At 43.2% G+C, this 14,407-nt stretch carries 13 protein-coding genes and 2 tRNA genes; 11 read left to right on the top strand and 4 right to left on the bottom strand.

Features of this window, described 5'->3' with window-relative positions:
* The first annotated feature begins 312 nt into the window (after positions 1–312).
* Positions 313–1,878 (top strand): sodium:solute symporter, encoded by a 1,566-nt coding sequence (locus tag A8C56_RS10140; RefSeq protein WP_067755320.1) that lies wholly within the window; start codon positions 313–315, stop codon positions 1,876–1,878.
* A 285-nt stretch (positions 1,879–2,163) separates the two neighbouring features.
* Positions 2,164–3,186 (top strand): LLM class flavin-dependent oxidoreductase, encoded by a 1,023-nt coding sequence (locus A8C56_RS10135; RefSeq protein WP_067761852.1) that lies wholly within the window; start codon positions 2,164–2,166, stop codon positions 3,184–3,186.
* A gap of 452 nt (positions 3,187–3,638) precedes the next feature.
* Here the strand turns inward: A8C56_RS10135 and A8C56_RS25025 are convergent, their stop codons facing one another.
* The 3 genes from A8C56_RS25025 to A8C56_RS25015 are packed head-to-tail and all read right to left on the bottom strand — an operon-like array spanning position 3,639 to position 4,735.
* A complete protein-coding gene (locus A8C56_RS25025) occupies positions 3,639–4,052 on the bottom strand; it encodes an exonuclease/endonuclease/phosphatase family protein (protein ID WP_245645832.1) in 414 nt (137 codons plus the stop codon).
* The gene (locus tag A8C56_RS25020; RefSeq protein WP_245645830.1) at positions 4,039–4,428 is read right to left on the bottom strand and encodes an exonuclease/endonuclease/phosphatase family protein; all 390 of its coding nucleotides are present in this window, start codon (positions 4,426–4,428) and stop codon (positions 4,039–4,041) included. Before A8C56_RS25020 ends, A8C56_RS25025 begins: the two co-directional genes overlap by 14 nt.
* Complete coding sequence (locus tag A8C56_RS25015; protein WP_245645828.1) at positions 4,394–4,735, bottom strand: hypothetical protein; 342 nt, start codon at positions 4,733–4,735, stop codon at positions 4,394–4,396. The genes A8C56_RS25020 and A8C56_RS25015 overlap by 35 nt, the downstream gene beginning before the upstream one ends.
* 955 nt (positions 4,736–5,690) lie before the next feature.
* Between A8C56_RS25015 and A8C56_RS10125 the strand changes: the two genes are divergently transcribed.
* The 7 genes from A8C56_RS10125 to A8C56_RS10085 all read left to right on the top strand — a co-directional run bounded on the left by A8C56_RS10125 (position 5,691) and on the right by A8C56_RS10085 (position 11,888).
* Positions 5,691–6,692, top strand: coding sequence for a serine hydrolase domain-containing protein (locus A8C56_RS10125; protein WP_084490150.1), 1,002 nt, complete (start codon positions 5,691–5,693; stop codon positions 6,690–6,692).
* Positions 6,693–7,166: 474 nt separating this feature from the next.
* The gene (locus tag A8C56_RS10115) at positions 7,167–8,900 is read left to right on the top strand and encodes a hypothetical protein (RefSeq protein ID WP_157097943.1); all 1,734 of its coding nucleotides are present in this window, start codon (positions 7,167–7,169) and stop codon (positions 8,898–8,900) included.
* Between the two features lie 311 nt (positions 8,901–9,211).
* Positions 9,212–9,994, top strand: coding sequence for a nuclear transport factor 2 family protein (locus tag A8C56_RS10105; RefSeq protein ID WP_067755306.1), 783 nt, complete (start codon positions 9,212–9,214; stop codon positions 9,992–9,994).
* A gap of 171 nt (positions 9,995–10,165) precedes the next feature.
* The gene (locus tag A8C56_RS10100) at positions 10,166–11,263 is read left to right on the top strand and encodes a glycosyltransferase family 2 protein (protein ID WP_245645826.1); all 1,098 of its coding nucleotides are present in this window, start codon (positions 10,166–10,168) and stop codon (positions 11,261–11,263) included.
* Between the two features lie 38 nt (positions 11,264–11,301).
* On the top strand, positions 11,302–11,547 hold the full coding sequence (locus A8C56_RS10095; RefSeq protein WP_067755303.1) for a hypothetical protein: 246 nt from the start codon (positions 11,302–11,304) through the stop codon (positions 11,545–11,547).
* A 93-nt stretch (positions 11,548–11,640) separates the two neighbouring features.
* Positions 11,641–11,713: transfer RNA gene (locus tag A8C56_RS10090), tRNA-Gly, on the top strand.
* Positions 11,714–11,802: 89 nt separating this feature from the next.
* Positions 11,803–11,888: transfer RNA gene (locus tag A8C56_RS10085), tRNA-Leu, on the top strand.
* An 895-nt stretch (positions 11,889–12,783) separates the two neighbouring features.
* Here A8C56_RS10085 and A8C56_RS24850 read toward each other — a convergent pair.
* Positions 12,784–13,239, bottom strand: coding sequence for a TonB-dependent receptor domain-containing protein (locus A8C56_RS24850; protein ID WP_245645893.1), 456 nt, complete (start codon positions 13,237–13,239; stop codon positions 12,784–12,786).
* Positions 13,240–13,516: 277 nt separating this feature from the next.
* On the opposite strand from A8C56_RS24850, the gene A8C56_RS10075 reads away from it, so the two are divergent.
* Together A8C56_RS10075 and A8C56_RS10070 are read left to right on the top strand one after the other, a co-directional pair.
* Entirely contained in the window at positions 13,517–13,849 is a 333-nt protein-coding gene (locus tag A8C56_RS10075) for a helix-turn-helix domain-containing protein (protein ID WP_067755298.1), read from the top strand.
* A gap of 14 nt (positions 13,850–13,863) precedes the next feature.
* Positions 13,864–14,403 carry a hypothetical protein gene (locus A8C56_RS10070; RefSeq protein WP_067755295.1) on the top strand — a complete coding sequence of 180 codons (540 nt, stop codon included), beginning with the start codon at positions 13,864–13,866 and terminating at the stop codon, positions 14,401–14,403.
* Positions 14,404–14,407: the final 4 nt, after the last annotated feature.

Here is a 14,407-nt window from a genome sequence, read left to right as displayed (position 1 = left end):
AGCAGGGTTTTTATCTTGTTGTTTAAATAATTAATATTTTATAAACCGGTCTTATTTTAAAGTATAGTATTAAATAATATAACCGGCGAAAGCAAACCATCTGATCAAAAGGCTGCAGGAAGTGGGCAACAAGGATCGGCTCTGTTGAATACAGCATTGGTTTATTGCGCTCCGGTTTTAATTATATCTGCCCCAGCAGGCAAAGCGGATAAAAACACCGGTATTCCCTGGTCAATATGCTGTATAAAATATACTGCTCCTTAATTTGTTTGTTATGTTATAACTTGCCTGTTTAAAAAACAGTTCAACAACATGTTACCGATTGCGGATGTTTCAGTGATTTTAGTGTACCTGGCAGCCATGGTGTATGTAGGCTATTTCTTTTCTAAAAGAAATAAAAGTGAATCGCAATTTACCAAAGCCTCCGGGAAAATCCCCGGCTGGGCAATCGGGCTTTCCATCTATGCCACGTTTTTGAGCAGCAACACTTTTTTAGGAGTTCCGGGAAAGGCATTTGGAGCTGACTGGAATGCATTTGCCTTCAGCCTGTCCATGCCGTTGGCAGCTATTATTGCTGCAAAATATTTTGTACCGTTCTACCGGAATACAGGTGAGGTATCAGCGTATACTAACCTGGAAAAGCGTTTCGGTCCATGGGCCAGGACCTACGCGGTTGTGTGTTTTATTCTTACACAGATAGCGCGGATGGGCTCCATATTTTTTGGATTATCGCTTACATTACAGGCGCTTACCGGCTATGATATGAAAATGATTATGCTGGTTACAGGTATCTGCATTGTATTATATACTGTAATGGGAGGAATTGAAGCCGTCATCTGGACTGAAGTAGTGCAGGGGATTCTGAAAACAGCAGGTGCCGTGTTGATCTTATACCTGGTAATTAAAAATACCGGGGGCGGTTTGGGAAAAATTATTGTTATTGGAAAAGGAGATCATAAATTCAGCCTGGGCAGCCTGAACCCCGACTTTACCATCTCTTCATTCTGGGTGGTGCTATTGTACGGTTTTTTCATTAACCTGAATAATTTCGGGATGGATCAAAACTATGTGCAGCGCTATCATACCGCCAGTACGCCCCGGCAGGCCGCCAGGTCAATATGGCTTTGTGTGTGGATCTATATACCGGCATCTTTTCTTTTTTTTGTTATCGGTTCCTGCCTTTATGCCTATTACCAGGTTCATCCCCAATTGTTGGAACCGGTGCGGCTGCAGGCTGCTGCAGAGCGTTTGGGCAGCAATGCTTCCCCGGCAGCAATAACAGCACTTGCAGCTACCCTGAAGCCGGCGGATTTTGGTGATAAGGTAATGCCCCATTTTATGGTAACAATGATCCCGACGGGTTTGCTGGGCCTTATTATATCCGCCATTCTTTCAGCAGGAATGAGCACTATCAGCTCCGGCATGAATGCTTCCGCCACGGTATTTGCGGAAGATATTTATAAACGCTATTTTAAAAAGCAATTAAGTGACCGGGAAGGCTTACGATTGTTGCATGTGGGAACTGTGGTCTTTGGCTTGCTGGGTATGTTCGCCGGTGTATTAATGATAGGCATTAAAAGCGTGCTGGACATCTGGTGGCAGCTATCGGGGATCTTTGCAGGTGGTATGCTGGGTTTGTTCTTACTGGGTATTTTATCAAAGAAAACAGGAAACGTGGCTGCCCTGGGTGGAACGCTTACAGGGCTATTGGTAATCCTGTGGATGTCCTTTTCTTATTTGATCCCGGATCAATATGCTTTTTTAAGAAACCCATTGCATGCCAATATGATCATTGTTGTTGGCACGCTGGTGATCTTTTTAGCAGGATTGCTTTTTACAGGAAAGGAAAGCAGAAAACAGGCAGCGGGGAACAATTGAGTCAGACATTGTTCCTGCTCCGGAAATGTTGCCGGAATGAACCTGGCCAGGGGCTTTCTGTTTGTCTGAAAAGTCGTGTGTCAATATGAGCTTATTGTAAATGCGCTTCCGGTTACTGTTGGAATTAACCCATGCAAAGCAGCAATCGGCCGCTGCTAGGTTGTCAGATGTGGCCTTCATGATAGCGACAGGCATTGGTATTGCTGAATTTGCAGATTATACATTATCTTGCTAACCAGGAGATGATGAATTGTCCGGTGTTGCATGGAAAAAATAAATGAACAGATGAAAAAAATAGGGTTTTTATCGTTTGGCCATTGGGCTGATCATCCGGCTTATGACACCAAAACAGCAGGGGACACTTTGCTCCAATCGATTGACTTAGCTGTAGCTGCAGAAGAGATCGGTATTGACGGTGCTTACTTCCGGGTGCATCACTTCGCCAGGCAGCTGGCATCCCCTTTTCCGCTGTTGGCAGCCATCGGCGCCAAAACCAGTAAAATTGAAATAGGTACGGGAGTCATTGATATGCGGTACGAAAATCCCTTGTATATGCTGGAAGATGCCAGCGCTGCCGATTTGATTTCCGGTGGCCGGCTGCAATTGGGGATCAGCAGAGGTTCGCCCGAACAGGTCATTGACGGGTGGCGCTACTTTGGTTATGAACCGGCAGCAGGAGAAACGGATACGGATATGGGCCGCCGCAAAGGACTGGAGTTTTTTGAGAAACTGAAAGGCACAGGATTTGCTCAACCCAATCCCGAGCCCATGTTCCCCAACCCTCCCGGGCTGTTGCGTTTAGAACCATTCTCCCCCGGCTTACGAGAACGCATCTGGTGGGGCTCTGGTTCCGATGCTACGGCAGTATGGGCAGGTAAGGTTGGGATGAATCTGCAAAGCTCCACCCTGAAATTTGATGAAAGTGGCAAGCCGTTTCATATACAGCAGGCCGAACAGATCCGGTTGTTTAAACAAGCCTGGAAAGAAGCGGGGCATGAGCGTGAGCCCAGGATTTCAGTAAGCCGTTCCATCTTTGCACTGGTAAATGACCGGGACCGGTATTATTTTGGCCATGAGGCCGGAAGGGCAGATAAGACAGGCATTCTGGAAATGGGCCGGCGGGCCATTTTTGGCAGGAGCTATGCTGCGGAACCTGATCAGCTGATTAAAGAACTGTCCAAAGACGAGGCTATTCAGGAAGCGGATACCGTTCTGTTGACTATTCCTAATACCTTAGGCGTAGATTATAACGTGCACGTGCTTTCTGCTATATTGGAACAGGTAGCCCCCGGGCTGGGATGGCGGTAAACAAAGCCGTTCTGGCAGTGCCCCTCTTTATTTGCCGGATCGGCACTTATGACTGATACACGGAGACTGGTAATACCGGAGAACAGTAGTGTTGTTCCCTGTTTCCTGCCGTACGGGGTTGCTTCTTTAAGATCGCTTAGTCCAAATAGTCCTGTAACGGGATTCGTAAAAAGGTTCTCTATGACAGGGTTCCCAATCGTTGAAAGCTTGGGGACTTTGTCATTCAGATCTTAGTATTGCATCGTTGTTTTAAAAATCAGCTGCCATTTGAATAGTTACTACAAGAGATTGCAATTTTGAAAATAATTTTTGGATCATTAAAAAGCGTGAAGTCCATAAAGTGAACATGAAGCCGGGCTGCTTTGTGAAACCGGTAGGAGTGTGCTGCAAAAGGCCGGTTTACCAGGAATGCATACAATACCTCTTACATTTTATGTGCCCTCCGGGAGCGTTTAAGAAGGCATCCCTTCCTGCTGTGGCGGACGTTCGCGGGAAGCCAGGTAATCGTCCGTATAATCGATACAGATTTCTACCCACATGGGTAAATGGTCCGACATCTGGTAAGTGTGCCAATAGGTTTTATAATAGGCGCTTTTGTTGGTACGGGGTGTACCGGCTGCGGTGGTATTATAGGCTTCGCCCATATCCCTGATATATCCGGCTTCATCTTCCGCCCTGAACACTACATCATAGTAATCAAATACGCCCGTTTTTCCTGTTGTGTTGAAGCGCCCGGGCCTTACTTTAAAGGCGATCTGGTCATAAAACTTGTTCCTTAGGGCATTTGAAGGTAAATGCTGCAACTCACCGGGTATAATAAAGCCGGCGTTTACAATAGCGCCATAGGTCGAATCAGAAGGGGCCATAAATATTGAAGTTGCCTAACAGGATGTTGTTATTGGACCATTCCGTTTTGCCATCTGCTCTTTTTGAAAGCGTAGTGGCAATGGTTTGGATCTCACGTGCCCGGTCGGGATTATCAGGTTTGTCATCGCCATATAAAATATGTATTGTGGTCAGTTGGAAGTTCGTCCAGCCTGCGGTAAATCCGCAGGTATAAGGCGTACGGGCAAGCTGCTCTGCCGGTTCATAAATCGTTTGCCCTGTTTCGGGATCTTTTTTCTGAAAAGGCGGTAATACCAGTTCCCCGGCCAGCCCGCCGAATTTCACTTTCCGGGTGTCAAAAACAAAAGCCAGCCGTTCTTTGTTACCCTGGCTGCCCGCTGTAACATCCGTAATCACATAATGCCAGTTGCCTCCCAGTATCTGTATCAGTTTTTTTAAGTGCTTTCAGATCGTCCCTTACTTCCTGAATGGCAATAATATCAAAATGAGAAACGATTTCTGCTATGTAATAAAAAGATTCCAGCAGCCTGTATCCGTAGGCGGGAGAATCAAATTCCCGGATATTCCAGGTTGCCAGCAACAAGGTACCTTCCAGTTGTTTGGTGGGCACTTCAGTTTTTAGTTTTTGACGCAGTGCCAGCAGCCGTTGCAGGGTGCGGTTACCGGCAGGCGTGCTTGCCGGGATGTATTGATAGAATGGCATAGCATTGGTTTTATACAAAGGTAGTCATTCAGGAATCCCCAACAGGTGATATCCTAAGCTGATATATTTTAGCGGTACCTGCCGGCAAGTTGCGGATGATTACGGGCAGCTTTATTATATACAGCAGGTAATAGCCTCTCATTCCGTTAAGTAAAAAAATAATTGTAAATTAAAAGTGAAACAACAGCGTACAGATCAGCCTGGTTTTACCCAATATGGCCTAACATTTGTTATTGTATTAAGGGAATAACTGATAGTTATTATGAAAACAAAATCACAGAAGCCAAAAGCACAAACTAATAACGGCTGGAAAACATGCAGCCGTGGTCATAAATTCAGGGGAAAAGGGCCATGCCCTGTTTGCTGGCCTAATTCCAGAAATAAAAAGTAGTGCAGACACACCGTGCTATAGCTTTTATAGGTTTATTGGATCAAAACGCCTGGCTGCCGGTTCAATTATTCAGACTGCATTACCAGGTGTTTTGAAAGACCTTAGGAAAGCAAATAGCTGCAGGAATGATTTTCTTACAACTTACCAACCGAACCAGGCATACGCATGAAAATGCCGGTACCTTCTGACAGGTAGCGTGTGGAGAAAAACCATCCTGTCAACGCCGGCCCCGATGTTTGCCCGATCCGGGACTATGCCTTTACTGTCTGTAAAGATCTCTTTTATTCATAGGACATCCAGAATATCGATTGGGATATTAACCGGCATTTGCCCGGTTTTAAAATTTGGTGAGCCAGGAATGATAGGACTTCGGGTAAGCAGTCATCGGTTCAGGCAGCACAGCTGAAAATTGATGTTAAAAAAACAGGCATGCCATATCCCGGATCCTGAACTGAATCTTTATCTTTGGTAACAACAGATACGGACCTTTATAGACCTGAAATTGTTGTATTAACAGAGAAAGAAGGAAACTGATTCAGGCAAACAAAATAATGCTATTCGGTTATGATGAAAAGACAGCTTATGATTTTATGCCTCCTGTTTTATAGCTGTGCGGCAGGAGCCCAAAATGAACAGGCGGCAATAGATTCGGTATTCTTTCAATTGTACAGGGAGGGACAGTTTAATGGTAATGTGCTGATCATAGATCATGGTAAGGAAATTTACCGTAAAGCCATTGGCTTTGCCAATGCCGCCCGCAATATTCCCCTGAGCTTGGATTACCGTTTTCATATTGGCTCTATTGCAAAAGAGTTTGATGCCGTTGGAATCATGATGCTTAAAGAAGCTGGCAAGCTTTCACTCAACGATCCGGTAAGCAAATTTTTTCCCCAGCTGCCACACTGGGCGCACAAAATAACCGTGAGGAATTTATTGCAATATACCAGCGGGCTCCCTGAGGTTAATTACAGCTCCGTTCATGGAGATAAAGATAACTGGGATGAATTATATAATTTGGATACACTGAAGTTTGAGCCAGGCAGCCGGTATGATTATAATAACAACAATACATTTCTCAGAAGACAGGTCATTAAAAAAATAACCGGATTGGACTTCCGGGACTTTGTAGAGCGACAACTGGTAAAGCCGGCAGCTATGTTTCATGTGGTTGTTGATCCCACTGATCGGGAGCCGCTAATGGCACGGTCATTTAACGATGATTTTAAACAGGATAGTTTAATACCGCCTATTTCCGGATGGACAGCGGTTACACTTGACGATCTTTATAACTGGTCTGAGAGTATCAATAATTTTAAGCTGATCAGTCCGGAAACCACTAAAGAGCTGCTGACACCTTATCAGGATCATGCTCAAACAGGCCTGGGGAATGGAGCAATGTCCGGCAACAAAATTACAGTGCATCTGCACGACGGATCGTTGCTTCATTATCAGGCAATCTTGTGGTATGATGCCGCAAACGACAGGACAATTATTTTACTTAATAGTCGCAGACATAATAATATTTATGAAATAGCCCGGCGTGTGGAAGAAATTCTGGATAAATAGAGTACTGAAATGAAGAATGATTGCGCCGCATGAGCGGTTGATTAAAAAAGAGTGGTTCGCAAAATGTGAAGGCGTGATCCAGATCAGAATATTTCCTATTATATCTGCCGGAGTAGAATGTTTTCGCCCGCCCGGTTCTGTAAGGAGAGGGATGGCTGCTGCTACAATTGTTCAGACCAATGAAATGAAACAGGGCTGTTATAATCCACCGTATCAGCATTTCGTTTCTTTTCAAAATAGTTTAATCTGAACGCTACAGCAAAAGAAAGCCCTGAATAACCAGCTTCTGTAACTCACGAAGAGGGGTTTAAAAAAGCTGGTAACAGCTGTTTATTAACTTTCCGGTTTTATAGCTATTAATAATTAATAAAGAGAACTGTAAATACATTAAAGCCGCTATTTTTGCACTCTACCTGAACTATAAAATTTTAAGCTTTGGGTATTTTATGCCCGGGCCCGCCTAAAACCAACATTATGAAAGTAAAATTGACCTTTGTTTTTTTTGTCTTGCTTATTTGCCTGTGCAGTAACCTTTCAGCACAAACAGTAACTACTATTGCAACCGGCGGATATTATACGGCGCTTGCTTACGACGGTGCCGGCAACCTGTACACCACCCGTTATGACGCAGGTTCGGACCGATATCAGGTTGTAAAATATGTAAACGGAACCGGCTTCCCACAAGTGCTTTTAGAAGGATTACAATATGACGCTTTTGATTATCCCTGGGGATTGGCTGTAACCGGCAACGGCGATGTATATGTTGCTGCATCCAATGTGGATAACAAAATTATAAAGTTGCCTTACAACAGCGGAACTAACACATATGGAACTGCCGAAACATTTGTAAGCGGTAACTATTATTCAGCACTGGCGGTTGACGCAACAGGTAACCTTTACACTTTAGAGTATGCAGCAGCTACCAGTGATTATGCGATCGTAAAGTATACAGCCGGCAGTAATTCAGGTATCCAGCTGTACCATGGCCTGGTCAACGGCCCCGGTTATCAATACCCTACGGGAATCGCTGTTGCATCAAATGGAGACATCCTCGTTGTTGACGGTTTTAATGGCCAGGACGGGCAGACAGGCGCTGCCTACCGGTTTACAGCTGCAAGCAATTACACTGCCCGCACTACTATCTCTTCAGGCAATTATTCCAGCGCGCTGGCGCTCGATCCGCAGGGTAATTTGTATGTATCAGAATATAACGGCACTACTTATGTACTGAACCGGTATACGAATGCAACAGGAACACCTGTGAAGATAGCAGACCTGGAACTGGGAGACAATTTTTATCCCTGGGGCATTATTGCCTTAAACAGTACCAATATTTATTTTGCAACCGGAAGCAGCAGCAGTACAGCAGGTGGCGCTTTAAAGCACCTGTTAGGCACACCCGAAACACCCGCGGCTGGTATCAGCTTTACGAACACAACAGATAACAGCACCACCATATCCTGGACCAACGGCAGCGGGGTTCGCCGCACTGTATTTATGATGGCAGGTAGTTCAGGTACGGCAGCACCGGTAAACGGAACGGATTATACTGCAAATCCGGTATTTGGCAGCGGATCGCAAATCGGATCCGGCGGCTGGTACGCTGTATACAGTGGTACCGGAACAACGGTGGATGTTACCGGGCTTTCAGCAACAACGGAATACAGGGTGATGGTCATAGAAGATAACGGTAACAACTATTATCAGCCGGCTACCGGTACGAATAATCCTGCCAATGTAACGACCACGGCGGTGCTCCCGGTAACGTTTGGCGCCATCAGCGCCTTGCTGGACAATGGCGCTTTAAAAGTAAAATGGAACACGGAATCTGAAAACAATAACGATCATTTTGAAGTACAGGCCTCTACTGATGGCAAAAACTTTAAGAGCATCGGCACTGTTGCGTCAAAAGCTATTGATGGCAATAGTAAAGTTACCCTGGATTATCAGTTTGACTCCCCCTGGAATGTTATCAGTTTTGCGTTGCTACCCTTTGTGATCGGACTGCTCGGCTTTCCGGCTACACGTTGCAGTAAGTGTGTGCTGGCTGGGCTGTTGCTGCTTTCAGCTGCGGTGACCGTCATTTCCTGCACAAAAAACAATACGGACATCAAAGGAATTGAAAAGTTATACATCCGGATCGCGCAGGTGGATAAAGACGGAACTGCAAAGTTTTCAAAGGTGGTTACCGCCGTTCCGAAAAAGTAAAATAATGAAACGGGGTTTACCTGCCGGTACTAACAGGCCATCAAGGTTTTTGCCGGCTGAATCGTTTGTAGATAGGGATCTGTACATCCTTTCAAGAGCCCAAATGATAGATCCGGCATCATACACTTTGACAGCTATAGTGTTCAACAAGTTACCCCCTTTTACCGCTTTTATTGTTACCTGGCATTTTTAAAATGGCATTTGGCCGAAACCGGGTACAGCCAGATATAGACAGAAGATATCTTTGATTTAAGATCAGGCCATGACCGGATCTCCTGTCAAGGTTTGGAAATTGCTCTAAAATCTTATAAATGATATACCGTTCTATCCTGGTAGCTTTCTTTTTTATATTGGCACAACGCGCCTTCGCGCAACGGGGAGATAAATTAGCCATACGTTCGGCTAAAACAGCGGACAGCAGCTTTTGGAATGCTTATAACCATTGTGATGTGCCGGCAATGATGGCACTTACCGCTCATGATATCGAGTTTTTTCATGATAAGGGTGGTATTACCAGGGGTGATTCTGCATTTGAAGTTTCTATCCGCAAGGGTTTATGCGGCAGCCTGGATGCTTTTCATTTGCGACGCGAGAAAGTAGCAGGGAGTGAAGGCGTGTATCCGATGAAAAAAGATGGAAAGTTATATGGGATGCTTTTTACCGGGAAGCATTTGTTTTATATCAGAGAACCGGGGAAGGACGAGTATGCGGATGGGCTGGCGCAGTATGCAGATCTGTGGTTGCTGGATGGGGATAAATGGAAGTTGGGCCGGGTGTTCAGTTTCGATCATCAGCAGGCACCTTATGTCAACAAACGAAAAGCGATTGTGTTATCCCGGGCAGCTCTGCAATCTTTTGCGGGATCATATAAGGGACCTCAAAATAAGATCCGCGTGATCGCCGGGAACAATGCCCTGGAACTGCATCTGGCGGATAATAAACAAATGACTGTTTACCCTTTAAGCCGGCATTTATTTTTTGCTAAAGAGCGGGATCTGATCTTCGAGTTCAAAACGCAGGAAGGTGAGGTTTCAGCCATGATCGTCCGTGAACATGGGATAGGCGTGGAGCAACTGATTAAGTCTGAAAACTGAGGCAGTGTCTATTGGTTTCGGGCTTTGTAACATCGTTTTGAAGAAAATAGTTGTGCCTCACGACAGGCGCTCCAGGGGAGTGGGCGCATGGAACCCGCCTGCATAAAAAGTGTGACATTTTTCCGCCGTATGCTGCTTTTTTCCCAGTTTGCTTTTGTTAAAAAACACTGGTTGAAAAAGATAAAGCCGTTTGATTGTGAATTGCTTCCATTATTTTTTGAATCTTTGCAGCCCATGGCTGTACCGTCAATTGCAATCGTTATCTTAAACTGGAACGGCAGGAAGTATCTTGAACAGTTTCTTCCTGCCGTAATGCAGACCCATTACAGCAATCTTCAAGTGGTGGTAGCAGATAATGGTTCTACGGATACCTCCGTTGCCTTTCTGGAGCAAAATTTTCCAGGTATTACCATTATCCGTTTTACAGAGAACCATGGCTTTGCCAAAGGCTATAACCTTGCCTTGGAGCAGGTTTCAGCAGATTACTACCTGTTATTAAATTCTGATGTGCAGGTTACCGAAGGTTTTATTACCCCGTTGGTAAACCTGCTGGAAGCCGATACTTCCATTGCGGCCTGTCAGCCCAAGATCCTGTCTTTTCGTCATCCTCATTATTTTGAATATGCCGGCGCTGCGGGCGGATGGATGGATCATCTTTGCTATCCCTTTGCCAAGGGACGTGTATTTGATTTTTGTGAAACGGATGAAGGACAATATGATGCCCCTTCCTTATTATTCTGGGCCAGCGGGGCTGCCCTGTTTATCCGCTCGGGGGTATTTCATGAAGCGGGCGGTTTTGATCCTTATTTTTTTGCACATCAGGAAGAAATTGACCTGTGCTGGCGCATACAGTTGGCAGGCTATAAGATCAGTTCCTGCCCGCAGTCCGTTGTTTATCATGTAGGCGGTGGTACCTTGCCCAAAGGCAATTCACTGAAGACCTATTTGAATTTCCGCAACAACCATATTATGATGTTCAAGAATATGATCGGCTGGAGAAGGATATATGTGATTGGCTTCAGGGCCGTTCTTGACGGCATTTCTGCATTCAAAAGCCTGCTGGGTGGCGATGGCGGTTATTTTATAGCAGTGGCAAGCGCGCACCTGTCTTTTATAAAATGGATGCTGGCAGATCAAAAGAAAAGTGTTTTTCCCAAAAATAAAAAAGCAGTCTTGCACGGGTTGCTGAAGAAGAATATTGCATGGGAACATTTTGTAAAGGGTAAAAAAAAGTTCTCTGAAATTGTTACGAAAGATGTTAAAAATTAATGAATAGATCCTTATTTTTGTGACACAAAACAAGAAGCATGGAACATAAGTATGATGATGTAGAGCATATTAAGGAGCAGGAATACGAACAGGAATTACATCAGGCACAGAGAAAGGATTTTAAATTTAGCTGGGTTTCTTCTTCTGCATACCTGTTTTATTTAACTATTACCTGCCTTATTTTATTTACATGGGGAGGCTGTTACCGTCTTTACACAAAAAGATTTGAAAAGCCAAAAGTAACCATTCAGGAAAGCACTTTATATACTCCGAAATATAAATAAAATTTTCAGCAATTTTTTTTGTCGGAACAATAAATCGCTTATATTTGCAACCCCTTAAGTAACAAAGCCGTTACAGGAAAAGTTCTTAACAATGCGGAAGTAGCTCATTTGGTAGAGCACGACCTTGCCAAGGTCGGGGTGGCCGGTTCGAGCCCGGTCTTCCGCTCTCTTTTAAAAAGTTATTCGTTATAAGTATTTGTTATTGGAATGATTTACTAATAGCTGATCACTGGTAACTGATAACTTTTTTTTATTGCCCTGGTGGTGGAATTGGTAGACACGCAGGACTTAAAATCCTGTGGGCAGCAATGTCCGTGCGGGTTCAAGTCCCGCCTGGGGCACTGATGATCAATCAGATGGAAAGGTTCACGAAAGTGAGCCTTTTTTATTTTTAAAGAATTTGCACAAAATTTGCACATGAATCTTTCCGAAGATGTTAAAGAACTTAATTATAGCTAAGTTAATTCTTTTTGATCGCTTTTGCAATTCGGTGTTTATTTCTGGCAACGCGGATTAATTCATTTGAAGCTAATTGTCTTTCCAAAGCTCAATTTGACAAATTGAAGTTCGAATATACCTTCCGATACAGCTGATTTGATTTATTCGGCCAGGTGGCCCATTATCAGAACAGCAAACTATCATATCTTTACACCTAAGGCCCTATAAACATATACCGTTATTTTTGTCTACGTCAAACCGCCGTAGAGCGAAAATAGCATGAAACTTTTTCCTGCTCACTATCTCATCAATGCGATTTTTCGCATACAACGGTATTTACATCTCAAAATATCAAGATATAAGGCCTTTCAGAGACGAAATCTCCATGCACATAGTTCGAATTCTTAAAATCAAAATTTATACCCATACCTCACGCGAAATACTTGGGTCTCGTAATAATCTCTGCTAATGTAGCGAAATCCATTCCCACGCACTTCCTTTTTAAGATTAAGTGTATTGGCATGTCCGTAGCATTGAGGAATAAACTCTGCCCCGTTGAATACCTTTTTTAACACTTATATCTATTGAAAAACGGGAAAACGTTTTGCCTTGTGGCACAAGATCGGGAGCCTGATAGATTGCCATGAGTTGTGCATCCAATTGCCTTGAAAAATGGAAGACCGCGTTTAGTTCACGTTTCCAGAAAACAGATCCTCTCTGGCGGCAGTAAAGGTATTTTTAATCGGATATAAATTTACGACCAAGAATGAATCGATTATGTTCTGATAGCCATTTAAATTAAGATTTAAAGTAAAGCCACGGCACGACTTTCTGCGACACTATAAATTCTATCCGAGTGTTACAACTTTTACCAGCGTTCTGAAAAATGTTGTAGATAATATCACTACCCCGCACAGTGCTACTAATTCGGGTGATCGTGGCATTCATACGTTTATGATAGAGTGAGGAAAAGAAATAGCCATCTTGCCAATTAGACTTATATCCCAAGTCAAAAGAATTGGTAAACTGCGGTCGCAATGTAGGTTTTCCCACTTTAATAATTTCCGCATCATCATATTTGGGAAAAATACGTATATCTACTTTATTTGAGCGATCACCCCTTCGGTTGTAAAAGAAAGAAAGTCTGTTATTATCACTTAGCTTATAGGTAAGCCTCAGATTTGGAAAAGGCTGAGTATAATTGTACCCATCGCTTTTGTAAATAGGATGCTCGGGATTGACATAATACCTCATAATCATAAAAACTCTCCAATTTACCTAGCGCTTTTAACTCATCGTAACGGGCTTCGGCCGCTGCTAAATATTGTTCTTTTGTCATAACTGTGGAATTTTGACAATAAAGTTCCTTTTATTCCCTCATTAGCGAAAATTTGCACCCAAAAAATGGTGACGCTTAAGCATATCTTTATCCATAAACAAAGATCTTTTATCTACTATTTGCTATGGGATTCCATTAATGCTTAAATTTGCTCAAACAACCTTTTTCCTATTGTTTTTAAAGCATACCTGTATGAGTTTTGGTAAACGACTGGGCGATGTTCGCAAAATAAAAAACGTGAGCCAGGAAGACCTGGCCAAGGCTATCGGAACGATTCTCGTTACCATGGGACGCTATGAACGCGATGAAGTAAATCCCTCTATTGAAGTAGCTGCCAAAATCACTGACACCCCCGAAGTATCATTAGGCTACCTAACTGATAATACCGACCTGTCCCCGGAGAAAAACATAGTAAAACGAATGGTTGATATCCAACAGCAACCCGAAGATGAACAGGCTCATCTGCTCGTCCTTATGGACGCATTCTTTAGAGATAAGGCTAAAAAAGCTTACGCGCAACAATAAGAAAAGCATTATTTATGAACAACAGTATATTTTTCCACGAAGATTTTTACCGACAAATTGAACTAATACCGGAAGAAAACTACTTTGGCACACGTAAAGACATTGATCAAAATTTCATACAGGAAGAACCCTCTAAATATGGGTTTATAAATATTACAGAAAGAAAAGAGCAAGCCATTAAAACCGAAGTTTTAAGAATTCATATGGATATTATAGAAAATGTTTTAAGCCCATTTACAATCAAAAAATTTGACACTGTAATTACAGGATATAATAAAACAGAAATTCTCAAAGAAAACATCATGGCCCTTGGCTTTGAACGGTTCGCCTTATTTTTTGAAACAAAACTTAATATTGTTAATAATATTTGGATGAGCCAATCGGCTGATCTCCCGAGAGAAACGAGCAACTCTAAACTTTTACAAGCCCTAACTATATTAGGAAAACAATTTAAATTAATCCTCGTTGACTGGAATGAAGAAATCGTTGTACGGTTATCATCTACTACAACACTTCAACACTATTTAAAAGAAAATTTCGCATTTGACTTTTAGAAAA

It is taken from the genome of Niabella ginsenosidivorans (assembly GCF_001654455.1).
GTDB classification, from domain to species: domain Bacteria; phylum Bacteroidota; class Bacteroidia; order Chitinophagales; family Chitinophagaceae; genus Niabella; species Niabella ginsenosidivorans.
Note: the sequence above shows the minus strand (reverse complement) of the source record. Positions and strands in the feature narration are given on the sequence as shown.

Bases quoted from the DNA above. Each gene is read 5' to 3' on its own strand.
- A8C56_RS10140 (WP_067755320.1), top strand. From the start codon at position 313: ATGTTACCGATTGCGGATGTTTCAGTGATTTTAGTGTACCTGGCAGCC.
- A8C56_RS10135 (WP_067761852.1), top strand. From the start codon at position 2,164: ATGAAAAAAATAGGGTTTTTATCGTTTGGCCATTGGGCTGATCATCCG.
- A8C56_RS25025 (WP_245645832.1), bottom strand. From the start codon at position 4,052: ATGGCCCCTTCTGATTCGACCTATGGCGCTATTGTAAACGCCGGCTTT.
- A8C56_RS25015 (WP_245645828.1), bottom strand. From the start codon at position 4,735: ATGCCATTCTATCAATACATCCCGGCAAGCACGCCTGCCGGTAACCGC.
- A8C56_RS10125 (WP_084490150.1), top strand. From the start codon at position 5,691: ATGATGAAAAGACAGCTTATGATTTTATGCCTCCTGTTTTATAGCTGT.
- A8C56_RS10115 (WP_157097943.1), top strand. From the start codon at position 7,167: ATGAAAGTAAAATTGACCTTTGTTTTTTTTGTCTTGCTTATTTGCCTG.
- A8C56_RS10105 (WP_067755306.1), top strand. From the start codon at position 9,212: ATGATATACCGTTCTATCCTGGTAGCTTTCTTTTTTATATTGGCACAA.
- A8C56_RS10095 (WP_067755303.1), top strand. From the start codon at position 11,302: ATGGAACATAAGTATGATGATGTAGAGCATATTAAGGAGCAGGAATAC.
- A8C56_RS24850 (WP_245645893.1), bottom strand. From the start codon at position 13,239: ATGAGGTATTATGTCAATCCCGAGCATCCTATTTACAAAAGCGATGGG.
- A8C56_RS10075 (WP_067755298.1), top strand. From the start codon at position 13,517: ATGAGTTTTGGTAAACGACTGGGCGATGTTCGCAAAATAAAAAACGTG.
- A8C56_RS10070 (WP_067755295.1), top strand. From the start codon at position 13,864: ATGAACAACAGTATATTTTTCCACGAAGATTTTTACCGACAAATTGAA.